This window comes from Luteimonas sp. MC1750 (assembly GCF_016615955.1).
Classification (GTDB): Bacteria; Pseudomonadota; Gammaproteobacteria; order Xanthomonadales; family Xanthomonadaceae; genus Luteimonas.
Window position 1 is genome coordinate 101,452 of sequence record NZ_CP067113.1, and the last position, 22,673, is coordinate 124,124.

Below are 22,673 nucleotides of genomic sequence, written 5' to 3' on the forward strand. Positions count from 1 at the left end.
GATATGCGCGCGCACGCCCCGGATTTCAAGGCCGCGGGGCGCCCGCCCGGTTCCGGTCGCCGTCCTTCCGGGTGACCACGGTGATCTCGCCTTCGCTCTCCACGTATGCGCGCTTCACCTGCGACAGGTCGTCGACGTCATGGGCGCGCAGCAGGCCGTTGAGCTCCTCCTCGGTCACGAACTCGCGGCGCATGTTGCGCCGCTGCAGCTTGCCGTCGAGCACCAGGGGCAGGGGCGGCGAGGACACCAGGCGCTCGAACCACGGCACGTGGTAGCTCAGGGCGTTGACCGCGTAATCAATCCCCATGACGGTCAGGATCAGGAAGAAGCCGTCGGCGAGCGAGCTGTAGTCGCCCAGCGAGTGGGTGGCGCTCTCGGTGACCAGCAGCAGCATCACCAGGTCCATCGTCGCCAGCTCGCCGCCGGAGCGCCGCGGCATCACCCGCAGCAGGAACAGGATGCCGAGGTACATGAAGGCGCCGCGTGCCAGCAGCTCCAGAACGGGCGTCTCGAGCGTCCACAGCGTGGACCAGCTGTCGGGCAGGAACTCCATGCGGCGATGCTGGTCCGGCGGCCGGGAGTCCGGCGTGAACGCCCGGGCACGACTTTCGTCCCGGGCGCCGGGGGGCCACGACGGGCTATGTTGCGCGGGTTTGCCCACCGGACGACCCCATGACCCGAACCACGCTCGCCCTCGCCCTGGCCGCCGCGCTTGCCGCCGCTCCCGCGCTCGCCCAGGACCCGCCGCCGCCCGCGCCACCGCCGGCGCCGGCACCACAGGACGATGCGCAGGACCGCGCGGACAACATCGAGCTGGAGCAGGAAGCCCTCGATCGCACCGGCCAGGATCCGGCCGAGGCGCCGCTGGACAGCGCGCGCGGCCTGCGCCAGGACGCCAACGGCCAGGACGCGGACGCGAAGTGGAACGTCGAATCGACCCAGGGCCAGGCGAAGACCGTGCGCTTCGAGACGAGCGAAGGCACCTGGATGGACGTGGACGTCTCGCCCGACGGCCGCGAACTGGCGTTCTCGCTGCTGGGCGACCTCTACCGCATGCCGATTGGCGGTGGCGCCGCCACCCGAATCACCAGCGGCCGCGCCTGGGACGTGCAGCCGCGCTGGTCGCCCGACGGGCGCCGCATCGCCTTCACCTCGGACCGCAACGGCGCCAACAACATCTGGACCGTGGCGACGAACGGCGGCGACGCGCGCCAGGTGACCGACGAGGACTTCCGCCTGCTCAACAACGCCACGTGGACGCCCGACGGGCAGTACATCGTGGCGCGCAAGCACTTCACCTCCACGCGCTCCCTGGGTGCCGGGGAACTCTGGCTGTACCACGCGGCCGGCACCACCGGCGGCATCCAGCTGGTGGAGAAGCCGAACGAGCAGCAGGACATCGGCGAGCCCAGCGTGTCGCCCGACGGGCGCTACGTGTACTTCTCGCAGGACGTGAGCGGCGGCGGGGCGTTCGACTACAACCGCGACCCGCACGGCGTGATCTACGCGATCAAGCGCTTCGACCGCCAGACCGGCAAGACCGAGACCATCGTCGCCACGCCGGGCGGCGCGGTGCGCCCGCAGGTGTCGCCGGACGGGAAGACGCTGGCCTTCGTGAAGCGCGTGCGCGATGCCAGCGTGCTGCACCGCATGGACATCGCCAGCGGCGAGGTGCGCCCGGTATGGGACGGCCTCAGCCACGACCAGCAGGAGGCCTGGGCGATCTTCGGGCCCTACAGCGGGTTCAACTGGACGCCGGATTCGAAGTCGGTGGTGCTGTGGGCGCAGGGCGGACTGTGGCGCGTCGACATGACCAGCGGCGCGGCATCGAAGATTCCGTTCACCGCCCAGGTGGAGCAGGTGGTTTCGCAGCCGCTGCAGTTCGCGCACACGCTGCCCGAGGGCCGCTTCCAGCCGCGGATGATCCGCGACGTGGCCACCTCGGCCGACGGCGGCAGCCTGGTCTTCCATGCGCTGGGCCAGCTGTGGCGCAAGCCGCTGCCGGGCGGCGCGCCGACGCGGCTGACCGGCGGCAGCGGCGTCTACGAGTACCAGCCCAGCTTCAGCGCCGATGGTCGCCAGCTGCTCTACACGACCTGGTCGGACCAGGGCCTGGGCGCCATCCACGTCCGCGGCGCCGGCGGCACCGCGGAGGGCCGCAAGCTGACCCAGGAGCCCGGCTTCTACTACCACCCGCGCTTCTCGCCGGACGGTCGGCAGGTCGTCTACAGCCGCAGCGGCGGCGGCGGCCTGACTGGCAGCCTCTGGTCGGGTGAGCGCGGCATCTACGTGCTGCCCGTGGCCGGCGGCAAGCCGGTGCGCGTGGCCGAGACCGGCCAGTCGCCGCAGTTCAACCATGACGGCACGCGCGTGCTGTACCTGGCCGGCAACGGCATGGAAAAGAAGCTGATGTCGGTCGGCCTGCACGGCGAGGAGCCGCGCGCGGTGTTCGACCTGAAGTACGTCGACTCGGTGCAGGTGAGTCCGGACGGCAAGTGGGTCGCCTTCACCGAGCTCTTCAACGCCTACGTGGCGCCGATGCCGGAGACCGGCCGCACCATCGCGCTGGACCGCAAGACCAAGGCCGTGCCGGTGCGCGCGGTCAGCGCGGATGTCGGCAGCTACCTGCACTGGGCCGCGGATTCCGGCTCGCTGCACTGGATGGTCGGCGACCGCTACCACTCGCGCCGTCTCGACCAGACCTTCGACTTCCTGCCCGGTGCGCCGGCGGACATCGCGGCCCCGGCGGCCGGCGGCGGCACCGCCGTGGGCCTGGACGCGCCGGTGTACGCGGCGCGCGACGTGGTGGCCTTCACCAACGCGCGCATCGTCACCATGCGCGACGCGGAGCAGGCACAGGAAGTGATCGAGGGCGGCACGATCGTCGTCGACGGCAACACCATTACCGCGATCGGCGCCGGCGGATCGGTGCAGGTGCCTTCGGGCGCGCGGGTGGTCGATGTCGCCGGCAAGACCATCATCCCCGGCATCATCGACGTGCATGCGCACGCGTCCAACTTCGGCCAGGGCGTGGTGCCGCAGCAGAACTGGGCCTACTACGCCAACCTCGCCTTCGGCATCACCACCCTGCACGACCCGTCGGCGACCAGCGAGTTCGTCTACTCGCAGTCCGAGCTGCTGCAGGCCGGGCGCATGGTCGGCCCGCGCATGTTCTCCACCGGCACGATCCTCTATGGCGCCGACGGTGGCTTCAAGGCCGAGATCGATTCACTCGACGACGCGCGCAGCCACCTGCGGCGGATGCAGGCGCACGGTGCGTTCTCGGTCAAGAGCTACAACCAGCCGCGGCGCGCGCAGCGCCAGCAGGTCAACCAGGCCGCGCGCGAGCTCGGCATGCTGGTGGTCGAGGAGGGCGGCTCCACCTTCCACCACAACATGACCATGATCCTGGACGGCGCGACCGGCATCGAGCACAACCTGCCGATCGCCCCCCTGTACGCCGACGTGGTCAACCTGTGGAAGGAGACCGACGTGCGCAACACGCCGACCCTGGTGGTGAGCTACGGCGGCCTGTCCGGCGAGTACTGGTGGTATGCGCGCGACAACGTCTGGGAGGACGCCAAGCTCAACCGTTTCTTCCCGCGCGAGACGCTGGACGCGCGCTCGATCCGCCGCGAGACCGCGCCCGACTGGGACTACCACCACATCGAGGTCGCGAAGTCGCTGAAGGTGCTGCGCGACGCCGGGGTCAAGGTGCAGGTCGGCGGCCACGGCCAGCTGCAGGGCATGGCCACGCACTGGGAGACCTGGATGCTGACCCAGGGTGGCTTCTCGAACTTCGAGGCGCTGCGCGCGGCGACCATCGATGGCGCCGACTACATCGGGCTGTCATCGCAGCTGGGCTCGCTGGAGGTCGGCAAGCGTGCCGACCTGGTGGTGCTGGACGGCAACCCGCTGGAGAACATCCGCCACACCGCGGACACCCGCTACGTGATGGTCGATGGCCGCCTGTTCGACGTGGCCGCCGACATGGCGGAGATCGGCAACCAGGCGGTGCCGGCACCGACGTTCTACTGGCAGCACCATGGCCACGGGAACACGTTCGGCGAAAGCTTCGGGCCGACGTCGGTGTGCCACGGGGTGCACTGAGGGACGGGTCAAAAGCCTTTGCCACGGATCCACGCGGATCAAGCGCGGATCTACGCGGATGAAGCCACGCGGATGGCGGCGCGAAAACCTCCACTGTAGGAGTGGCTACAGCCGCGATGCGGTTTCGCCGTGATGCCGATCGCGGCTGTAGCCGCTCCTGCAGGTGCAAGGGCGTGGCAGGCAGGTGCAAGGGCGCGGGAGGTCCGTGTCGGCAGGCCGGCCTCGGCCGGCGGCGCAAGGCAGGCCCGCGGATGCGGGCCTGCAGGTGCGGGCGCGCCCGGCTGCGCGCGTCAGCCGGCCTTCTTCGCGGCGATCCAGCGGTCGACGCGCTGTTCCAGCAGGTCGAGCGGCATCGCGCCGCCGCCGAGGATGGTGTCGTGGAAGCCGCGGATGTCGAAGGCTGCGCCCAGCTCGGACTCGGCCTTCCGACGCAGTTCCTGGATCCGGATCATTCCGATCTTGTAGGCGGTGGCCTGGCCCGGGAACACCAGGTAGCGGCGGATCTCCGAGCGGATCGCGGCGTCGGGCACCGAGCTGTTCTCGCGGAAGTAGGCCACCGCCTGTTCCTCGGTCCAGCCCTTGGCGTGCATGCCGGTGTCGACGACGAGCCGGATCGCGCGCCACATCTCCGACATCAGCCGGCCGTATTCCGAGTACGGATCCTGGTAGGTGTCGGGCATCTCCTTGGCCAGCCACTCCGAGTACAGGCCCCAGCCCTCGTTGTAGGCGGTGTCGAAGGTCTGGGTGCGGAAGGTCGGCACGCCGGTCAGTTCCTGCGCGATCGAGATCTGCATGTGGTGGCCCGGCAGGCCCTCGTGGTACGCGATCACCTCCAGCTCGGTCTTCGGCATGGCGTTCATGTCGGAGAGGTGCGCGTAGTACACGCCCGGGCGCTTGCCGTCCGGCGAGGCCGGGTTGTAGTGCTGGGCGGCGCCGTCCTGCTCGCGGAAGGCCTCGACGCGCTTCACCACCAGGTCGGCCTTGGGCAGCAGGCCGAAGTACTTCGGCAGCTGCTGCTTGATGTTGTCGATCGCCTTCGTGGCGTCGTCGATATAGGCCTGGCGGCCGGCGTCGGTGTTGGGGTACAGGCGCTTGGGGTCGGCCTGGACATGCTTGAAGAAGGCCTGCAGGTCGCCCTCGAAGCCGATCTGCTTCTGCACCGCCTCCAGCTCGCGGCGCAGGCGCGCGACCTCGGCCAGGCCGAGCGCGTGGATCTGGTCGGCGGTCATGTCGGTCGAGGTGTTCTCGCCCAGCTGGTAGGCGTAGTACGCCGCGCCGTTGGGATGCGTGCTGCCGACGCCGGTGGGGTTCACCGCGGCCTTGGGCAGCTCCTCGGCGGCCAGGGCGAGGATGCGTTCGTAGGCCGGCTTCACGTCCTCGAGCAGCGCCTTGCGGGCGTCTTCCTTCAGCTCCGCGGCGCGTCCGGCGCTGACCTTGCCCGAGGTGGCCAGCGCGTCGGCCTTGGCCTGGGCATCGGCCCACAGCGCGCTGTCGGCGCCGTCGTCGAAGGGCGCGCCGGTGATGATCTTGCGCGACTGGTCGGCCACGCCTTCCCAGGCGAAGCCGGGCGGGCGGATGCCCTGTGCGGCCGCCTGGCGCGTTCGCTCGAGCAGGATGTCGAAGGTCGCCGGCAGCTTGCGCAGGCGCGAGACATAGGCCAGGTAGTCGGACTCGTCCTCGACCTTGTGGAAATTGATCATGAAGGTCGGGGCCATGCTGTGCATGCCGTTCATCTGGTCGAACGGGTAGCCGTTGAGCAGGAAGGGCATGCCGTCGCGTGCGCTCTCGTACTCCTTCTTCCACAGGTTCCACGACAGCTGGGCCTCGGGCTCCAGGCGGTCGTAGTCGAACTGCGCCTCCATCTCCTTCACCGAGGCCTCGAGCCAGTCGAGCTGGCGGCGGATGCCGGCGTCGGAGGCGTCGTCGATCTGGTCGTACAGCTCCTTGCGGCCGAGGAAGGTCAGGCGGATCGGGCTGAACTGCAGCTGCTCTTCGTACTTGGTCTCGAACCAGGCGTTGAGCCGGGCGGTCTCGGCCTCGAGGTCGGCCGGGGACGCGCTGGCGGCGGCGGGCGTGGCCGGCTGGCCGGCGGTGGCCGCGTTGGCCGGGCCGTCGCAGGCGGCCAGGCCGAGGGGCAGCGCCAGCGCCAGCGCGATGGCGAGGGGCGAACGGGCGGAAGCGATGGGCATCGGGGCTCTCTCCGGAACAGGATGGCGGGAAGGGTCGGGACGGGGGCGGTGGAACCCGGACCGCGCCGACTGTCCCACGAAATCCGCCTCCGGATCACGCCCATAGGTCCCGGTCGCCGCCCGGGCGCACGCGTGCGCCGGGGTACCATGGCGTTTTTCGCCGACAGGAAAGCAGGGCCATGGCCAATCCGGACGATCAGCGCAACGGCGTGGGCCGCGACGAGGCCGAGGCGGCCGTGCGCACGCTGCTGCGCTGGGCCGGCGACGACCCGTCGCGCGAGGGCCTGCTCGACACGCCCAAGCGCGTGGCCGATGCCTATGGCGACTGGTTCAGCGGCTATGCCGAAGACCCGCGCGCCTACCTGGAGCGCACCTTCGAGGAAGTCTGCGGCTACGACGAGATGATCGTGCTGCGCGACATCCAGTTCGAGAGCCACTGCGAGCACCACATGGCGCCGATCATCGGCCGCGCCCACGTCGGCTACCTGCCCGACGGCAAGGTGGTGGGCATCAGCAAGCTGGCGCGCGTGGTCGAGGCCTATGCGCGGCGCTTCCAGGTGCAGGAAAAGATGACCGCGCAGATCGCCGCGGTGATCCAGGACGTGCTCAAGCCCCGCGGCGTCGGCCTGGTGGTCGAAGCCAGCCACGAATGCATGACCACCCGCGGCGTGCACAAGCGCGGGGTCAGCATGGTCACGTCGAAGATGCTGGGCGGCTTCCGCGACGACGCCCGCACCCGCCAGGAATTCCTGCGCTTCATCGGCGACCGGCGCGGCTGAGCCGCGCGCGGGCGCTGGCCCGATGCGTCAGGTCGTGGGCTGGGTCTGCGGATCCTCGTCCATCGTCGGGTCGACCGGCGGCGGACGGGTCGCGTCATCGATCGGCGGCACCGGATCCATCGGGGGCGGCACTTCGGGATCGGTCGGCACCGGGGTCGGGTTCATGGGATCCATGGGATCGACCGGATCGGCGGTGGTGTCGTCCTCGAACGGCGGCGGCGTCGGCGTCGTGGTGGTCGGCGGCGGAGTGGCGGCGGGGTCACTGGCCGAAGGCAGCTGGTCCACCGGCGTGTAGGCCTCGGACGGATCGTTGCAGGCGGTGAGGGCCAGCGCCAGGGTGGCGATGGCGGCGACGGGCACGAGTCGGTTCATGGCGGGATCCCACGGGATGGGCGTGGGCCGAGTATCCCGGCCCCGGCGTGTCGGGGATGTCGTCGTGATGTGAATGCGCCGCGGCGCTCAGTGGTCGGGCGTCGCCACCGGCAGCACGGCCCAGAACGGCACGCCTTGGCCCGCATGCACGCGCGCGGCCTCGTCGAGGATGTCCAGCAGGGTGGCGAAATCCTCCGGCGCGTCCTCGCGCAGGTCGCCGCAGTGGTCGATCAGCAGCAGGTAGCCGGGCGCGCCCAGCCAGGACAGGTCGCCCAGGCTGTCGGCCAGCGCATCCCAGTTGCCGCCGAAGTCGCCCGGAAACTCCAGCGCCTCGGCGACCTCGGCGAGGAGCGCGGCCTTGTCGTCGGCGGTTGCGAGATTGGCCGTGGCGACGTGGAAGTCGAGCGCGGTGGCCGCCTCGACCACCGCGGCCCGGTCGCGGACGTCGACGAAGTAGGCGGCGGACTGGCTGGCGTCGGCCAGCAGGGCCCCGAGTTCGACGTCGATCATGGCGCCGGCCTGCGCTCGAAGGCGCGGAAGCTGCGGTAGTGGTCGGCGGTGTAGTGCCATTCCACGGGCGGATCGCCGCCGGTGACGATGCGCCGCGCGCCGCGGTGGTCGAGGCCGGGGGTGTCGACGGTGTATTCGCGGTAGTGGCCGCGCGGGCGCGGCGGCAGCAGGCGTTCGCGGTTCTGGAACACGCCGCCGTCCTGCCGGTGCGGGAACGGCCCGCCGCGATCGATCAGCGCCAGGGTCGCGTGGGCCTCGGGCGGCAGGAAGGCGAGCGCGGGGTCGCGCGTGTCGGTCGATTCACCCTGGGCACCGCCCGCCGGCGCGCGGTAGGTTTCGGCCACCGACGGCGTGCCCGGCCCGGCTTCGCGCTGCAGGAGTTGCCAGCTGCCGGCCAGCACCAGCACCGCCACCAGCCAGATCCAGCTGCGCGGTGTCCTCCCGCCGGGGCGACCGCGCGCCATCGGCGTCAGCCGCAGCTGGCCTTGATGATGCGGCCCTCGTCATCGACCTCGAGGTTCAGCCGGCCGGCGCGGTAGTCCATGGTCACGGCCATGCCCGGCCGGATGATGCGGACGCCGCTGGCGCCGGCCGCCTGCCTGGCCTGCCCGGCGACCTGCTCGCTGAGCGTCTGGCCGACATAGGCGGCTGCCGCCTTGCCGTCGCAGCTGCCGCTGAAACCGTCCCGCACCACGGGTTCGCGCTGGCCGCCGCTGCCGACATCGGTCGACGCGCACGCCGTGGCCATGAGCAGGAGCGGCGCGGACAGCAGGGTGGCGAAGCGGCGTGCGGTGGAGATGGTCTGCATGGGAACTCCTCGCGGGGTCGTGGAAGGATCATGCCGCAACGGCGGCAGGGCTGCGCTCAGTCGCGCTCCGGCGGCGTGGCGGTGCCGATGCGGTGCTCGAGGCGGCGGAACACGGCGAGCACCACGACGCACAGCAGCGAGGCGCCCAGCGCGAGCAGGTAGTTCCCCAGGCCGGCGGCGATGCCGATGGCCGCGGCCATCAGCAGCGAACTGGCGGTGGTCAGGCCGGACACCTGTTGTTCGCCGCGCGCGCGCAGGATCGCGCCGGCGCCGACGAAGCCGACCGCCGCGACCACCGACTCGATCAGGCGGGTCGGGTCGATGCGCAGCAGGTCGCGGTACTGCTCCTGGGTGAAGTGCTGGGCCACGACGTCGCCGAGGCCGACGATCAGCGCGGCCGCGCCGGCGATCAGCATGTGGGTGCGCAGGCCCGCGGCATGGCGGCCGAGCTCGCGTTCGATGCCGAGCACGCCGCCAAGGGCCATCGCCGCGGCGACGCGCGCCAGGATCCAGAGTTCGCCGTTGTGCAGTGCGTCCATCGAAGTCGTTCCTGTGGGGGACGGCGATGACAACGCAGTGACAGTCTCGTGGCCGTGAAGCCGAAGCCGAAGCCATGAAGCCATGAAGCCGCCATGCCTGCGCGCCGTGACGCCGGCGCATGCGGGGGCATGCCTACAATCCGGGCGATTCGACCCGGAGCCCGCAATGCGCCTGTTTGCCAAGTCCCTGCTGCTGGTCCTGCCACTGGGTGTGGCCTGCGCGCAGCCGCCGCTGCCGACGGCCACGACGCCGACCTCCACGCCCAGCCCGGCGCCCGAGCCTGCCGTCCCGGAGGTTGCGAGCCCTGCGCCTGCAGCGCCGGCGCCGCCTCCCGCGCCCACCGACGCCGAGTCCGCCACCTTCCGCGCATGCATGGGCCGGCTGCGCACCGCGGCCGCCGGCAAGGGCGTCGATTCCGCCACCTTCGATCGCCTGGCCGAGGGGCTGGCGCCCGACATGACCGTGCTGCCGCTGCTCGACCAGCAGCCCGAGTTCACCACGCCGATCTGGGACTACCTGGCGGCCCTGGTCGACCAGCAGCGCGTCGATGACGGCCTGGCCATGCTGCGCACGCACGAGGCCACCCTGCAGCGCGCGCAGGCCGCGTACGGGGTCGACCCGGCGACGGTGGTGGCGGTGTGGGGCGTGGAAAGCGACTACGGCCGCAGCTTCGGCAAGCGCCCGCTGCTGGTCTCGCTGTCGACGCTGTCGTGCTTTGGCCGCAGGCAGCCGTTCTTCCAGGGCGAGTTCATCGCCACGCTGCAGCTCCTGGCGCGCGGCGACCTGCGCGATCCGGGCATCACGGGGTCCTGGGCGGGCGCCTTCGGCCATACCCAGTTCATGCCGACGACGTACCAGCGGATCGCGGTGGATTTCGATGGCGACGGGCGGCGCGACCTGGTCGGCAGCATCCCGGATGCGCTGGGTTCGACGGCGAACTACCTGAAGCGGTCGGGCTGGCGGACGGGCGAGCCCTGGGGCCACGAAGTGACCCTGCCACCGGGGTTCAACGCGGGCCAGGCGGGGCGCACGAACCGCAGGCCCCTGTCCGACTGGGTGGCGCAGGGCGTGCGGCGTGTCGACGGCAAGGCGTTCGACGGCGTCGCGGCCGATGCACGCGCGGCGGTGATCCTGCCAGCCGGGGGCGCGGGGCCGGCGTTCGTGGTGTTCAGGAATTTCGATGCGATCTATTCGTACAACGCGGCGGAAAGCTATGCGCTGGCGATCGCGCACCTGGCCGACCGGCTGCGCGGCGGCGGGGCGTTCGCGACGCGATGGCCGACGGATGATCCGGGCATCGGGCGCGCCGAACGCCGGGAGCTGCAGACGCTGCTGCTGGGGCGGGGGCACGCGATCGGCGAGGCGGACGGCATGGTCGGGACGCTGACGCGGCGGGCGATCGCGGAGGAGCAGCGCCGCCTGGGCCTGCTGCCGGTGGATGGGCGCGCGGGCCTGCGGGTCCTGGAGGCCCTGCGCGCCGACGCCGCGGCCGGCACTCCTCCGCCGCGCTGACGCCTCGCCGACGCCGCGCTGACACCAACCCATCTGCGCCAACCCATCTGTAGGAGCGGCTACAGCCGCGATCCCCTTCCCGGTCAAGGACAGTTGGATCGCAGCCGCGACTTCCCCTCCCCGCCACGGACAGCTGGCTCGCAGCGGCGGCGCGTGGCCTACGCGACAAGTCGCTCCACGTGATTCGCTTGGTTGTCGCGCAGGCCACGCGCCGCTGCGGATCACCTCGGTTCGCTGGTTGGCAGGTCAAGGACTCGCGGTGCGGGAGCCGGGGCAGGGCACGCCGGGCGCGCCGCACCCATTCGCAGCCTGTGCTCGGTGGGCACGTCGCGCCCGGCGTGCCTGCGGGGGTCTGCGCGGGGTGTGCGGGGGTGTGCGGGTTCGCACGCTGGGACGCCTTGCGACGGCTGTGCCACGCGCAGGCTGGCTTGGCGCCTCGGTGCTACGGGGGCGGCTGTGTCAGCTGTGCCGAAGGGGGCAGAATCGGGGTTCTTCGGATGGGATGGCAGCCATGGCGCGCGCGGCGGGTTGGAGAGTGATGGGATGGGTGCTGGTCCTGGCGTTGGCGGGGTGCAGCGGTGGGCCCGTGGCCACGCGGGCGCCTGTGGGCAGCGATGCCTTTGCTTCGGCGGGAGCGGCTCCGGCGGTGGTCGACAGTTCGAGGCTTGCGGAACACATCCGGGTGCTCGCGTCGGACGCGTTCGAGGGGCGGGCACCGGCGACCGCGGGGGAAGAGAAGACGGTTGCGTACCTGCGGGAGCAGTTCGCGGCGGCGGGCCTGCAGCCGGGTGGCGAGAACGGGGGCTGGACGCAGGCGGTAACGCTGGAGCGGACGGAGATCGCGGGGCCGGTGGCGGCGTCGTTCTCGGTCGGCGGGCGCGAGTGGACGCTGGCGAATGGGGACGACATCGCGCTGGAGACGCTGCATCCGCAGGGCGACGTGGCCTTGCGCGGGGTGCCGGTGGTGTTCGCGGGCTACGGGATCACGGCGCCGGAACTGGACTGGGACGATTACGCGGGCCTGGACGTGCGCGGCAAGGTGGTGGTCGTGCTGGTCAACGATCCGGATTTCGAGACGGCACCGGAGCGCTTCGGCGGGCGGGCGATGACCTGGTACGGGCGCTGGGCCTACAAGTACATCGAGGCCGCGAAGCGCGGGGCGGCGGGGGTGCTGATCGTGCACGAGACGGCGCCGGCGGCGTATCCGTGGGCGACGGTGCGCAACGGACGGGCGGCGCCGCAGTTCGACATCGTGCGTGCCGACGCGGCGGACTGGCACCTGCCGGTGCGCGGCTGGATCCAGCGGGCGACGGCCGAGCGGCTGTTCGCGGACGCCGGGCTGTCGTTCGACGCCGCGAAGCGCGAGGCGCAGCAGCCGGGCTTCCGGGCGCGCGCGCTGGAGGGCGTGGCGTTCTCGGCGGCGTTCGCGGTGGCGCGCAGCCGGATCACCAGCCACAACGTGCTCGGGCTCCTTCCCGGCGCGGCGCGTGCGGACGAGACGGTGATCGTGTCGGGACACTGGGACAGCTTCGGGATCGGCACGCCGGACGCGGGCGGCGACGCCATCATCAACGGCGCGGTCGACAACGCGACCGCGATCGCGTCGATGCTCGAGATCGCGCGGGTCATGGCCGCGGGGGCGCGGCCGGCGCGCAGCGTGCTGTTCATCGCGCTGACGGCGGAGGAGAGCGGGCTGCTCGGGGCGACCCACTACGCGGCGCATCCGCTGCGTCCGCTGGCCACGACCGCGGCGGCGATCAACATGGAGATGTGGAGTCCGGACGGGCCGACGCGCGACATCTCGAGCTGGGGCCAGGGCAAGGTCTCGCTGGAGCGCGCGCTGGAGGCGGCGGCGCGGGCGGAGGGCCGGACCTATTCGCCCGATCCGGAGCTGGAGGCCGGCTTCTTCTACCGCGCCGACCATTTCGCGTTCGCGCAGGCCGGGGTGCCGGCGATCACCGTGGGCCCCGGCATGGACCAGCTCAAGGGCGGCGTCGAGGGTGGCCGGGCCGCGCGCGCCGACTACTTCGCCAGGCGCTACCACCAGCCCGGCGACGCCTTTGACGGTAGCTGGGACATGCGGGGTCCGACGGCCGATACGGCCGTGGTGCTGCGGCTGGTGCGCGGCGTCGCGGACTCGGAGGCCTGGCCGGAGTGGGACGCCGGCAGCGAGTTCCGTGCGGCGCGCGAGGCCAGCGCCGCGTCGCGCAGGCGCTGACCGACGCGGCGCACCGATCCCGGATCTGGCGCCTGCGTGCACCTTGCGGCACGGTGGCGGCATGGAATCCGAAGCCACCAGACCCCACGCGCCGTCCTGCGAACGCAACCGCGAGCCGATCCTCGCCGTGCTGCAGCGGCACTTCGCCGGCTGTCGCCGGGTCCTCGAGATCGGCAGTGGCACCGGGCAGCACGCCGTGCATTTCGCGCAGGCGATGCCGTGGCTGGCTTGGCAGGCCTCCGACGTCCCGGAGAACCTGCCCGGCATCCGCGCGTGGCTGGCCGAGGCGCGGCTTGCGAATACGCCGCCGCCGCTGGCGCTGGACGTGCTGCAGGCGCCCTGGCCCGACGTCGGCGCCGACGCGGTGTTCACCGCCAACACGCTGCACATCATGGGCTGGGACGCGGTCGAGGCCTTCTTCCGCGGCGTGGGCCAGGTGCTGGCCGGGACGCCGGACGCGCCGCTCGTCGCGTACGGGCCGTTCAACCGCGGCGGCGCCTACACCAGCGAGAGCAATCGCGACTTCGACGGCTGGCTGAAGGCGCGTGATCCGCGTTCGGGCATCCGCGACATCGAAGCCGTCGACGCGCTGGCGCGGGCGGCGGGGCTGGTGCCCGTCGACGACGTGGCCATGCCGGCCAACAACCGCTGCCTGGTGTGGAGGCGCGTAGCGGCCGCCTGACGGCATCGGCCGCGGCGCCCGAGTGCCCCAGTGCGCCTCAGGGCGCTACGGCGCGCGGCGCGTGTTCGCGCAGTTGGCGCACCTGGCCCAGCGCCCAGCCGAGGGCGATGCAGGCACCCGGTACCGCCATCCACCCCACGCTGCCCGCGCCAACGCTCTGCCGCAGGGCGTCCCAGGCCGGGCCGACGGCGGATACGGCGGCCACCAGCGCCGCGCCCCCCAGCAGCAGGAGCAGGCCTCCGGCCAGCGTCGGTTCGAAGCCCGGATCGGGTGCCGCGGATCCCGCCTTCGCCGCGACCGCGGCGGCGAAGTCGAGCGGCGGCCGGCTGCGCGGCGCGGTGGCGATGGCGGTCGCGACGAGCCGGTAGTCGTCGATCCGCCGCGCATCCGTGCCGTGGCCATGTCCGCCCTGGAAGGATCCGGCCGCGTCCAGCCGTGCGGCGCGCAGGCCCTGTTCCTGCCGGGCCCATTCGTCGCCATCGATGGCGGAAGGCGTGCGTGTGGTGTTCATGCCGGGACTCCGATGCGGGCTTCGAGCAGGTCGCGCAGGCGCCTGCGCGCGCGGAACAGGTGGCTCTTGATCGTGCCCTCGGCCAGCCCGGTGATGCCGGCGATGGCGGCGATCGGCAGTTCCTCGAGATGGTAGAGCGCGAGCAGGCTGCGCTGCAGCGGTGGCAGCGACTCGATCGCGACGTGCAGGTGGCGCACGCGCTCGTCGTCGGACGCGGCGGCCTCGAGGTCGAAGCCGTCGCCCGCCAGCTCCTCCAGCGGAGGGCCATCGCCGTCCAGGTCGACGACCGGGATGCGCCGGCGCTCGAGGTGGCGCACCGCCATCGACCACGCCACCTGCGCGATCCACGACTTCAGCGCGCTGTCGCCGCGGTACTGGTGCAGCGTGCGGTGGATGCGCAGGAAGACCTCCTGGCAGAGCTCGCGGGTGTCCTCCGGGTGGCGCAGCATCCGGTCGACGATGTGCCAGCACAGGCCCTGGTAGTCGCGCACCAGGCGTTCGAAGGCGCCGGGCGCGCCAGCGAGCACGGCCGCGGCCAATGCGCGGTCGGCATCGTGGGCATCGGCGGGCGGCGGGCAGGCGTCGGGCATGACGGACAGGGATACGGTCGGCTGCGCCGCGGTTGCAGCGGGATGCAGTGCAACCGGCGCGGCGCGGCGAGTATCTCCTGTGCCGACCCTCCACTGCGGACACCGCCATGAACGTCGACATCCTGATCCCGATCACCCTCTTCATCGCCGTCGCCTATGCCATCAAGGTGACGGTGGAGGCCTATACCCGGCGGCGCATCATCGAGACCCGCGGCTCCGAGGAGCTGGTGCGCGCGCTGCTCGAGGGCGAGACGCGCCGGCGCCGCCAGTCGTCCCTGCAGTGGGGCGCGGTGATGGTGGCGCTGGCCATCGGCTTCGGCCTGGTGGAGCTGGCCGGGGTGCGCGACGTGACCCCGGGCGTGGTGGCCCTCCTGCTCGGTGCGACCGGCTTTGGCCACCTGGCCTACTTCCTGCTCGAAGGCCGGCTGCCGGAGGGCCGTCGGCTCGAAGGCCCGGCGAAGTAGCCGCCGCACGGCGCGCGGGCCGCCCACGGACGGGCAGCCGCGCCTGGCCGCTGTGGTAGAACGTCGGCCTGTCCACGGCAGCGAGGCACCACCATGCTCACCCGTCGCGAATACCTGAAGCTGTCCGCTGCGGCGGGCGTGGCGCTGGCGATCAACCCCCGCCTGCTGCTCGCGCAGGATGCACCGCAGGCGCTGATCACCCGCACCATCCCCGGCACCAGCGAGCAGCTGCCGGTGGTCGGCCTGGGCAGTTCGGCCTCGTTCGCGCGCATCGCCGGCGAGGGCGAGCTGGACCGGGTGCGCGCGGTGCTCGAAGCGCTGCTGCAGCACGGCGGTCGCGTTTTCGACACCGCCCCCGGCTATGGCGTGGCGGAAGAGGTGGCCGGCGGCGTGGTGCGCGAAGCCGGCCTGGGCGAACGCCTGTTCTGGGCGACCAAGCTCAACGTCGCCGGGCGCGGTGGCGACGCGGCCGACCCCGCTGCGGCGCGCGCGCAGCTCGAGCAGTCGTTCGCGCGCATCGGCAAGTCACCGATCGACCTGGTGCAGGTGCACAACATGGGCGACGTGCCGACCCAGCTCGGCATCCTCGAGGAGCAGCGCGACGCCGGGCGCATCCGCTACCTGGGCGCGACCACCACGTCGGAGTCGCAGTACGACGCGCTGGAAGCGCTGATGAAGACCGGGCGCCTGGACTTCATCGGCGTCGACTACGCCGTCGACAACCGCACGATGGAGGAGCGGATCTTCCCGCTGGCCCGCGAGCGCGGCATCGGCGTGCTGGTCTACCAGCCGTTCGGGCGCACGCGGCTCTGGCAGAAGGTCGAAGGCCACGCGCTGCCCGACTGGGCGGCCGACTACGACATCGCCACCTGGGGCCAGTTCTTCCTGAAGTTCGCTGTCTCGCATCCGGCGGTCACCGCGGCGACGCCGTCGACCAGCCAGGCCCGCAACATGATCGACAACATGGGCGCGGCCCGTGGCCGCCTGCCGGACGAGGCCGGCCGCAGGCGCATGGTCGCGCACGTCGAAGCCCTGGGCTGAGCGGCGCTGCCGCATGATCGCGCCGCTTGAAGCGCTGGGCTGAGCCGCGCCGCCCGCCGCTTGACCTGGGTCAGCGCGCGACGGCGCGAGCGGCGCGAGCATGGGCCATCGGCGCCATGCGCGCCGCTGGCAGGAGACGACGATGGAATTCCATGTCCGCGCGTCGCGGCCGCTGCCGCCGCTCGCGGTGATCGAGGACGCGCTGCTTGCGTTCGACCCGGCGGCGGTGGTCGATCTCGACCCGGCGCAGGGCCTGCGCGTGAGCGCGGCCATCGACGCCGCGCAGCTGGTGGACCTGCTCAACGGCGTCGGTGGCGCCGTGCTGCCAGCCGAGGTCGAACAGCAACCCTCGGTCTGCTGCGGCGGGTGCAGCGGGTGAGGTGGAAGCGGACCCGAGGGAGCGATCGCAGCTGTAGCTGCTCCTACAGGGTTCCTTCTTTCCTGTAGGAGCGGCTACAGCCGCGATCCCCCCCGATCCTGTGGGAGCGGCTACAGCCGCGATCCGTTGCTGCCGACCTCAGGCGGCCTGCACGATCCGCAGCGGGTTGTTCCACACGCGCAGCAGGTCCGCCTCGCGCGCCTGCGCCTTCTCCAGGTGCGCGTGCTTGACGTGGCCGTAGCCGCGGATGTGCTCGGGCACCGAGGCGATGTCCGCCGCCAGCGCCACGTTGCCGGCATCGAGGGTGTCCAGCAGGCCGCCCACCGTGCGCTCGTACTCGGTGATCAGCTGGCGCTCCACGCGCCGCTCCGCGGTGTAGCCGAAGACGTCCAGCGGCGTGCCGCGCAGTCCCCTCAGCTTCGCCAGCACCCTGAAGGCGCTGAACACCCATGGACCGAAGGCCTGCTTGCGCAGCCGGCCCTCGGCGTCGCGCCTGGCCAGCAGCGGCGGCGCGAGGTGGAACTCCAGGCGGAAATCGCCTTCGAACTGCTGCTCCAGCCGGCGCTCAAACTCGCCGCTGGTGTAGAGCCGGGCCACTTCGTACTCGTCCTTGTAGGCCATGAGCTTGAAGAAATAGCGCGACACCGCCTCGGCGAGGTCGGTGCTGCCGGGCGCGCGGGTGGCCTCGGCGCTGCGCACGCGGGCCACGAAGTCGGCGTAGCGCTTCGCGTACTTCGCATCCTGGTAGTCGGTGAGGAAGGCGGTGCGGCGCGCGACCAGCTCGTCCAGGCTGCGCGACAGGCGCGCGTCGTCCAGCGGCAGGAAGGCCAGGTTGTCGGCGCCGGAGGGCAGGTGGCGCAGCTCGTCCTCGCGCCGCTGCGGCTTGGGCGCGCTGGTGGCACCCCATTCGTTGCCCTCCCAGTCGCCCGGCGGCAGCGCATCCAGCAGCGACGGCGTCGCCTCGGCCAGCGTGCGCGGATTGCGCACGATGCCGGCAGCCTCGTACACCGCCTCGATGTCGACGGCGGCCAGGCGGCCCCAGGCGAAGGCGGTCTTGTTCATTTCGATCGCGGCGCCGTTGAGCTCGACCGCGCGCATCAGCGCGTCCAGCGACAGCGGCACCAGGCCGCGCTGCCAGGCGTAGCCGAGCATGAACAGGTTCGCGGCGATGGCGTCGCCGATCAGGGCGGTGGCGAGCTGGGTGGCGTCGACGACGGCAAGTGCTTGCGTGCCGGCGGCGTCCACCGTGGCGGCGTCCAGTCCAAGCGCCGTGCGCACCGCGCTGATGATGTCGGTGGCCGGGAACTGCATGTCCGGCCGGGTGGTGAAGGTGCCCGGCATCGCCTCGTAGCTGTTGACTACCACCTGCGAGCGGCCCGCGCGCAGCTTCGACAGCGTCCAGTAGTCGTTGACCACGACCATGTCGCAGCCCAGCACCAGGTCGGCTTCGCCGGCGGCGATGCGCACGGCGTGGATGTCGGAAGGTTTCGGCGCAATGCGGATGTGGGTGGTGACCGCGCCGCCCTTCTGCGCCAGGCCGGTCTGGTCGAGCACGCTCGCCCCGCGGCCTTCCAGGTGCCCGGCCATGCCCATCAGCGCGCCGATGGTGACCACGCCGGTGCCGCCGACGCCGGTGACCAGGATGTTCCAGGGCCGCGAGTCGTCGCTGGCGAACACCGGGTCGGGCAGGTTGGCGAGCTTCGACAGTCCCGTTGCCGGCTTGCCCTTGCGCGGCTTGCCGCCGAGCACGGTGACGAAGCTGGGGCAGAAGCCTTCCACGCAGCTGAAGTCCTTGTTGCAGGCCGACTGGTCGATCTCGCGCTTGCGCCCGAACTCGGTCTCCTTGGGCAGCACGGACACGCAGAACGACTTCACGCCGCAGTCGCCGCAGCCTTCGCAGACCAGCGAGTTGATGGCCACGCGCTTGGCCGGATCCGGCAGCTTGCCGCGCTTGCGGCGGCGGCGCTTCTCGGTGGCGCAGGTCTGGTCGTAGATAAGCACGCTGGTGCCCTTCACCTCGCGCAGGCGCTTCTGCACGGCATCCAGCTCGCGGCGGTCGTGGAAGGTCACGCCCGCCGGGAAGATGGAGTGGTCGCTCCACTTCTCGATCTCGTCGGACAGCAGCGCGATCACCTCCACGCCTTCGCTCCGCACCTGGTGCGCGATCTGCGGCACCGACAGCGTGCCGTCCACCGGCTGGCCGCCGGTCATCGCCACCGCGTCGTTGTAGAGGATCTTGTAGGTGATGTTGACGCCGGTCGCGACCGACTGGCGGATCGCCAGCGTGCCGGAGTGGAAGTAGGTGCCGTCGCCGAGGTTCTGGAACACGTGCGGCGTTTCGGTGAACGGCGCCTGCCCCGACCAGGTCACGCCTTCGCCACCCATGTGGGTGAAGGTCTCGGTGCTGCGGTCCATCCACGTGACCATGTAGTGGCAGCCGATGCCGGCCATGGCGCGCGAACCTTCGGGCACCTGGGTGGAGGTGTTGTGCGGGCAGCCCGCGCAGTAGTGCGGCACGCGCGGGAACTGCGCGCGCGGCAGCGCCAGCGCGCCTTCCTTGTCGTCCATCCAGCGCAGCACCGTGTGGATACGCGCCGCGCCATCGCTGCCCTCGGGCATGAAACGCAGGATGCGCCGCGCGATCACGCCGGCGATGGTCGCGGGCGTCAGCTCGCCGGTCGACGGCAGGATCCACTCGCCGGCCTCGTCATGCTTGCCGACGATCGACGGCCGGCGCCCGCCGTCGAGGCCGAAGTCGAAGTTGTAGAACAGCTCCTTCATCTGGCTCTCGATGAAGGACAGCTTCTCCTCCACCACCAGGATGTCTTCCAGCCCGCGCGCGAAGGCGCGGATGCCGACCGGCTCCAGCGGCCAGGTCATGCCGATCTTGTAGACGCGGATGCCCAGCTCGGCGCATGCGCGCGCGTCGAGGCCGAGGTACTCCAGCGCCTGCAGCACGTCGAGGTAGCTCTTGCCGGTGGTGGCGATGCCCAGGCGCGCGTTCGGCGAGTCGATCACCACGCGGTCGATGCGGTTGGCGCGGGCAAAGGCCTGCGCCGCCTTCACCGCATAGCGGTGCAGGCGCATCTCCTGGTCCATCGGCGGATCCGGCCAGCGGATGCCGAGGCCGCCGGGCGGCAGTTCGAAGTCGTCCGGGGTCACGATCCGGACCGCGAACGGATCGACGTCGACCGAGGCCGAGGACTCCACCGTCTCGGCGATGGTCTTGAAACCGATCCAGCGGCCGGTGTAGCGGCTCATCGCCCAGCCGACCAGGCCCATGTCGAGGATGTCCTGCACGCCGGCCGGGTTGAGGATCGGCATCAGCGCGCTGGTGAACTCGCCTTCCGAGCCGTGGGGCAGGGTGGACGAGCGGCAGGCATGGTCGTCCGCGGCCAGCGCCAGCACGCCGCCGTGCGGCGAGGTGCCGGCGGCATTGGCGTGCTTGAACACGTCGCCGGAGCGGTCCAGGCCCGGTCCCTTGCCGTACCACATGCCGAACACGCCATCGACGGTCGCGCCCGGGAACAAGTTGGTCTGCTGGCTGCCCCAGACCATGGTCGCGCCAAGGTCCTCGTTGAGACCCGGCTGGAAGCGCACGTTGGCGCCTTCCAGGTGCCGGCGCGCGCGCCACAGCTCGAGGTCGAAGCCGCCCAGCGGCGAGCCGCGGTAGCCGGAGATGAAGCCGCCCGTCTCCAGCCCCGCCGCCTGGTCGCGCAGGCGCTGCATCAGCGGCAGCCGCACCAGCGCCTGCACGCCCGAGAGGTAGATCCGGCCCCGGGTGCGCGCGTACTTGTCCTCGAGCGTGTAGTCGGGATCGGTCACGCCGCGGGTGAGGCCGCCATGGGCGGAGGCGGGCGAGGAGAGTTCGGCGGTGCTGGTCATGCGGGACCCCGTGCGGGCAAGGCGCTGGCTGAGGGCGCGGCCCGGCGGCCGGGCGCGGGGCGCACGGGCGGGTGGGGACGCGGAAGCGGCGCGGATTCTATCAGCGGGGCGGTTTTCGTGACTTTTCCTTAACAGTTGCCGGCGCTACATGGGCCGCGGGCCTGGCCCGTTGGGGAAAAGGAGGTGTCCGCCATGCAGGAGCGCTGCGCGGCCGTGCCGCCGGACGTCGGCAACAGCGCACGCCGCCACAACCAGGCGCTGGTGGCGCTGGCGCGGCAGTGCTGGACCGGGCTCCAGAGCCTGGAATGGGCGCTCGCCCGGATCTGCGAGACCGCGGCCGAAGTCCTCGAGGTGGACCGGGTGAACGTCTGGCGGCTGCACCCCGCCCACGGCGTGCTGCGCTGCATCCACGCCTACGACCGCCATGGCGGCGCGCACGATGCGGGCGGCTACGGCGAGGCGCTGGACGCCGACTGCGAGTACGGCCGGCGGCTGGACGAGGTGCGGGTGATCGACGCCATCGACGTGCACCGCGACCCCGGCCTGGCGACGCTGCAGTCGTATTTCGAGCGCTACCGGGTGGCGTCCCTGCTCGACGCCCCGGTCCGCGGCGAGGGCGCGCTGCTGGGCGTGGTCTGCCACGAGCAGGTTGGGCGCGCGCGGGCATGGAGCGAGGCCGACCAGGCGTTCGCCGCCAGCATCGGCGACTGCGTGGCCATGGTCATCGAGATCCACCGCCGCCACGACGCCGAGCGCCGCCTGCGCTACCTGGAGCTGCACGACCCGCAGACCAACCTGCCCAACCGCGACCACCTGCTCGAGGTGGCGCACAGCGCCCTGTGCCCGGCGGGCAGCGGCGAACCCGCGATCACCGCCATCCACCTCCAGGTGGAGCCCGGCGAGGGCGACCGCGTGGCCAACCTGGTGGCCGTGGCGGCGGCCCTGCGCGCAGGGTTCGGCGAGGACGCGACCCTGGCCCGCGTGCGCGACGACGCCTTCGCCCTCGTGCCGCACCGCAGCCTGCGGGGGGCGGAAGCGCTCGAGCTCGCCGGCCGCTGCGTCGAACTGGCCGAGCGCGCCGGTCGCGGTGGCGAGCGGTCGCGGGTGGTGGCCGGGATCGCGTTCTCGCACGACCTCGCCGCCCCCTCGGCCGACATGCTGCTGCGCAACGCCGAGCTGGCCAGCCATCGCGCGCGCAGCCTCGGCCGGCTGGACCGCTGCGAGGTCTTCGACGCCGGCCGCCACCGCGAGCTGATGGAGCGCATGCGCCTGGAGCGCGAGCTGCGCGAGGCGCACGAGAAGGGACGCCTGCACGTGCACTACCAGCCCGTGGTCCGGCTGGCCGACGGCCGGGCGATCGGCGCCGAGGCGCTGCTGCGCTGGCGCGACGACGGCGGCCGCTGGCGGCCGACCGCCGAGTTCATCGACGTGGCCGAGACTTCGGGCCTGATCGTGCCGCTGGGCCGCTGGCTGCTCGGCACCGCCTGCGCCACCGCCGCGGCCTGGCCGGCCGAGGCCGGCCCGCTGACCCTGGCGGTCAACGTCTCGGCGCGCCAGCTCGAACAGCCGGGCCTGGTCGGCGACGTCGCGGCCGCGCTCGACGCCAGCGGCCTGGCGCCGGCGCGGCTGTGGCTGGAGCTCACCGAGACCGCGCTCCTCGCCGATGCCCCGTTCGCGATCGCGACCCTGCAGCGCCTGCGCGAGCTTGGGGTGCGCGTGGCCCTGGACGACTTCGGCACCGGCCAGTCATCGCTGGCCCGGCTCAAGCAGCTGCCGATCGACGGGCTCAAGGTGGACCGGGGCTTCGTGGCCGACCTGCCCGGGGATCCGCTGGACATGGCGATCCTCGCCGCGATCGCGACCGTGGGCGCAAGGGCGCGGCTGCAGGTGGTGGCCGAGGGCGTGGAGACCGCCGCCCAGGCGCGCGCGGTGATGGACTGCGGGATCGCCTACGGACAGGGCTTCCACTACGCACGCCCGATGCCGGAGGCGGACCTGCGTTCCATCTTCACGCGCGCGGGCTGATTCCACCGGCGGTTGCCGCTACCATGGTGCCGGGGTACAGGGGCCCCGCTACCCGTAC

The 22,673-nt window shown here is 72.0% G+C and carries 19 protein-coding genes; 9 read left to right on the forward strand and 10 right to left on the reverse strand.

Annotation, left to right across the window (positions count from 1 at the left end; genetic code table 11):
• Positions 1-25: 25 nt before the first annotated feature.
• Positions 26-553 (reverse strand): YetF domain-containing protein, encoded by a 528-nt coding sequence (locus JGR68_RS00500; RefSeq protein ID WP_199363034.1) that lies wholly within the window; start codon positions 551-553, stop codon positions 26-28.
• Between the two features lie 119 nt (positions 554-672).
• Here JGR68_RS00500 and JGR68_RS00505 point away from each other — a divergent pair, with 119 nt between their 5' ends.
• Positions 673-4,110 carry an amidohydrolase family protein gene (locus tag JGR68_RS00505; protein WP_199363033.1) on the forward strand — a complete coding sequence of 1,146 codons (3,438 nt, stop codon included), beginning with the start codon at positions 673-675 and terminating at the stop codon, positions 4,108-4,110.
• A 290-nt stretch (positions 4,111-4,400) separates the two neighbouring features.
• Here the strand turns inward: JGR68_RS00505 and JGR68_RS00510 are convergent, their stop codons facing one another.
• Complete coding sequence (locus JGR68_RS00510; protein ID WP_199363032.1) at positions 4,401-6,299, reverse strand: DUF885 domain-containing protein; 1,899 nt, start codon at positions 6,297-6,299, stop codon at positions 4,401-4,403.
• Between the two features lie 179 nt (positions 6,300-6,478).
• On the opposite strand from JGR68_RS00510, the gene folE reads away from it, so the two are divergent.
• Positions 6,479-7,078, forward strand: coding sequence for a GTP cyclohydrolase I FolE (gene folE, locus JGR68_RS00515; protein WP_199363031.1), 600 nt, complete (start codon positions 6,479-6,481; stop codon positions 7,076-7,078).
• Positions 7,079-7,105: 27 nt separating this feature from the next.
• On the opposite strand, the gene JGR68_RS00520 is transcribed toward folE, so the two are convergent.
• The 5 genes from JGR68_RS00520 to JGR68_RS00540 form a co-directional block, all read right to left on the reverse strand.
• A complete protein-coding gene (locus JGR68_RS00520) occupies positions 7,106-7,450 on the reverse strand; it encodes a hypothetical protein (protein WP_199363030.1) in 345 nt (114 codons plus the stop codon).
• A gap of 87 nt (positions 7,451-7,537) precedes the next feature.
• Entirely contained in the window at positions 7,538-7,960 is a 423-nt protein-coding gene (locus JGR68_RS00525) for a barstar family protein (protein WP_199363029.1), read from the reverse strand.
• Positions 7,957-8,424, reverse strand: a complete 468-nt coding sequence (locus JGR68_RS00530; protein WP_199363028.1) for a ribonuclease domain-containing protein — start codon at positions 8,422-8,424, stop codon at positions 7,957-7,959. Before JGR68_RS00530 ends, JGR68_RS00525 begins: the two co-directional genes overlap by 4 nt.
• A 5-nt stretch (positions 8,425-8,429) precedes the next feature.
• Positions 8,430-8,768 carry an I78 family peptidase inhibitor gene (locus JGR68_RS00535; protein WP_199363027.1) on the reverse strand — a complete coding sequence of 113 codons (339 nt, stop codon included), beginning with the start codon at positions 8,766-8,768 and terminating at the stop codon, positions 8,430-8,432.
• A 56-nt stretch (positions 8,769-8,824) separates the two neighbouring features.
• Positions 8,825-9,307, reverse strand: a complete 483-nt coding sequence (locus tag JGR68_RS00540; protein WP_199363026.1) for an MgtC/SapB family protein — start codon at positions 9,305-9,307, stop codon at positions 8,825-8,827.
• Between the two features lie 166 nt (positions 9,308-9,473).
• Here JGR68_RS00540 and JGR68_RS00545 point away from each other — a divergent pair, with 166 nt between their 5' ends.
• The 3 genes from JGR68_RS00545 (at position 9,474) to JGR68_RS00555 (ending at position 13,720) form a co-directional block, all read left to right on the forward strand.
• Positions 9,474-10,820, forward strand: coding sequence for a lytic murein transglycosylase (locus JGR68_RS00545; protein WP_234446538.1), 1,347 nt, complete (start codon positions 9,474-9,476; stop codon positions 10,818-10,820).
• Between the two features lie 646 nt (positions 10,821-11,466).
• Positions 11,467-13,038 (forward strand): M28 family peptidase, encoded by a 1,572-nt coding sequence (locus JGR68_RS00550; protein WP_234446539.1) that lies wholly within the window; start codon positions 11,467-11,469, stop codon positions 13,036-13,038.
• Between the two features lie 61 nt (positions 13,039-13,099).
• Positions 13,100-13,720 (forward strand): DUF938 domain-containing protein, encoded by a 621-nt coding sequence (locus JGR68_RS00555; protein ID WP_199363024.1) that lies wholly within the window; start codon positions 13,100-13,102, stop codon positions 13,718-13,720.
• 37 nt (positions 13,721-13,757) lie between these two features.
• Here JGR68_RS00555 and JGR68_RS00560 read toward each other — a convergent pair whose 3' ends face one another.
• Both JGR68_RS00560 and JGR68_RS00565 read right to left on the reverse strand, forming a co-directional pair.
• Entirely contained in the window at positions 13,758-14,231 is a 474-nt protein-coding gene (locus JGR68_RS00560; RefSeq protein ID WP_199363023.1) for a hypothetical protein, read from the reverse strand.
• The gene (locus JGR68_RS00565) at positions 14,228-14,821 is read right to left on the reverse strand and encodes a sigma-70 family RNA polymerase sigma factor (RefSeq protein ID WP_199363022.1); all 594 of its coding nucleotides are present in this window, start codon (positions 14,819-14,821) and stop codon (positions 14,228-14,230) included. The genes JGR68_RS00560 and JGR68_RS00565 overlap by 4 nt, the downstream gene beginning before the upstream one ends.
• A 107-nt stretch (positions 14,822-14,928) precedes the next feature.
• Between JGR68_RS00565 and JGR68_RS00570 the strand changes: the two genes are divergently transcribed.
• From JGR68_RS00570 to JGR68_RS00580, 3 genes are all read left to right on the forward strand, one after another.
• Entirely contained in the window at positions 14,929-15,285 is a 357-nt protein-coding gene (locus JGR68_RS00570; protein WP_199363021.1) for a hypothetical protein, read from the forward strand.
• 93 nt (positions 15,286-15,378) lie between these two features.
• Positions 15,379-16,326, forward strand: coding sequence for an aldo/keto reductase (locus tag JGR68_RS00575; RefSeq protein ID WP_199363020.1), 948 nt, complete (start codon positions 15,379-15,381; stop codon positions 16,324-16,326).
• 142 nt (positions 16,327-16,468) lie between these two features.
• Positions 16,469-16,705: a hypothetical protein gene (locus JGR68_RS00580; protein ID WP_199363019.1), complete on the forward strand. Its 237-nt coding sequence runs from the start codon at positions 16,469-16,471 to the stop codon at positions 16,703-16,705.
• A gap of 138 nt (positions 16,706-16,843) precedes the next feature.
• On the opposite strand, the gene JGR68_RS00585 is transcribed toward JGR68_RS00580, so the two are convergent.
• A complete protein-coding gene (locus JGR68_RS00585; protein ID WP_199363018.1) occupies positions 16,844-20,590 on the reverse strand; it encodes an indolepyruvate ferredoxin oxidoreductase family protein in 3,747 nt (1,248 codons plus the stop codon).
• Between the two features lie 192 nt (positions 20,591-20,782).
• Between JGR68_RS00585 and JGR68_RS00590 the strand changes: the two genes are divergently transcribed.
• On the forward strand, positions 20,783-22,615 hold the full coding sequence (locus JGR68_RS00590) for a sensor domain-containing phosphodiesterase (RefSeq protein WP_199363017.1): 1,833 nt from the start codon (positions 20,783-20,785) through the stop codon (positions 22,613-22,615).
• The last annotated feature ends 58 nt before the right edge of the window (positions 22,616-22,673 follow it).

Coding starts and splice junctions, on each gene's coding strand:
- JGR68_RS00585 (WP_199363018.1), bottom strand. CDS start 20,590: ATGACCAGCACCGCCGAACTCTCCTCGCCCGCCTCCGCCCATGGCGGC.
- JGR68_RS00555 (WP_199363024.1), top strand. CDS start 13,100: ATGGAATCCGAAGCCACCAGACCCCACGCGCCGTCCTGCGAACGCAAC.
- JGR68_RS00590 (WP_199363017.1), top strand. CDS start 20,783: ATGCAGGAGCGCTGCGCGGCCGTGCCGCCGGACGTCGGCAACAGCGCA.
- JGR68_RS00535 (WP_199363027.1), bottom strand. CDS start 8,768: ATGCAGACCATCTCCACCGCACGCCGCTTCGCCACCCTGCTGTCCGCG.
- JGR68_RS00525 (WP_199363029.1), bottom strand. CDS start 7,960: ATGATCGACGTCGAACTCGGGGCCCTGCTGGCCGACGCCAGCCAGTCC.
- folE (WP_199363031.1), top strand. CDS start 6,479: ATGGCCAATCCGGACGATCAGCGCAACGGCGTGGGCCGCGACGAGGCC.
- JGR68_RS00505 (WP_199363033.1), top strand. CDS start 673: ATGACCCGAACCACGCTCGCCCTCGCCCTGGCCGCCGCGCTTGCCGCC.
- JGR68_RS00570 (WP_199363021.1), top strand. CDS start 14,929: ATGAACGTCGACATCCTGATCCCGATCACCCTCTTCATCGCCGTCGCC.
- JGR68_RS00565 (WP_199363022.1), bottom strand. CDS start 14,821: ATGCCCGACGCCTGCCCGCCGCCCGCCGATGCCCACGATGCCGACCGC.
- JGR68_RS00545 (WP_234446538.1), top strand. CDS start 9,474: ATGCGCCTGTTTGCCAAGTCCCTGCTGCTGGTCCTGCCACTGGGTGTG.
- JGR68_RS00540 (WP_199363026.1), bottom strand. CDS start 9,307: ATGGACGCACTGCACAACGGCGAACTCTGGATCCTGGCGCGCGTCGCC.
- JGR68_RS00510 (WP_199363032.1), bottom strand. CDS start 6,299: ATGCCCATCGCTTCCGCCCGTTCGCCCCTCGCCATCGCGCTGGCGCTG.
- JGR68_RS00575 (WP_199363020.1), top strand. CDS start 15,379: ATGCTCACCCGTCGCGAATACCTGAAGCTGTCCGCTGCGGCGGGCGTG.
- JGR68_RS00580 (WP_199363019.1), top strand. CDS start 16,469: ATGGAATTCCATGTCCGCGCGTCGCGGCCGCTGCCGCCGCTCGCGGTG.
- JGR68_RS00530 (WP_199363028.1), bottom strand. CDS start 8,424: ATGGCGCGCGGTCGCCCCGGCGGGAGGACACCGCGCAGCTGGATCTGG.
- JGR68_RS00500 (WP_199363034.1), bottom strand. CDS start 553: ATGGAGTTCCTGCCCGACAGCTGGTCCACGCTGTGGACGCTCGAGACG.
- JGR68_RS00520 (WP_199363030.1), bottom strand. CDS start 7,450: ATGAACCGACTCGTGCCCGTCGCCGCCATCGCCACCCTGGCGCTGGCC.
- JGR68_RS00560 (WP_199363023.1), bottom strand. CDS start 14,231: ATGAACACCACACGCACGCCTTCCGCCATCGATGGCGACGAATGGGCC.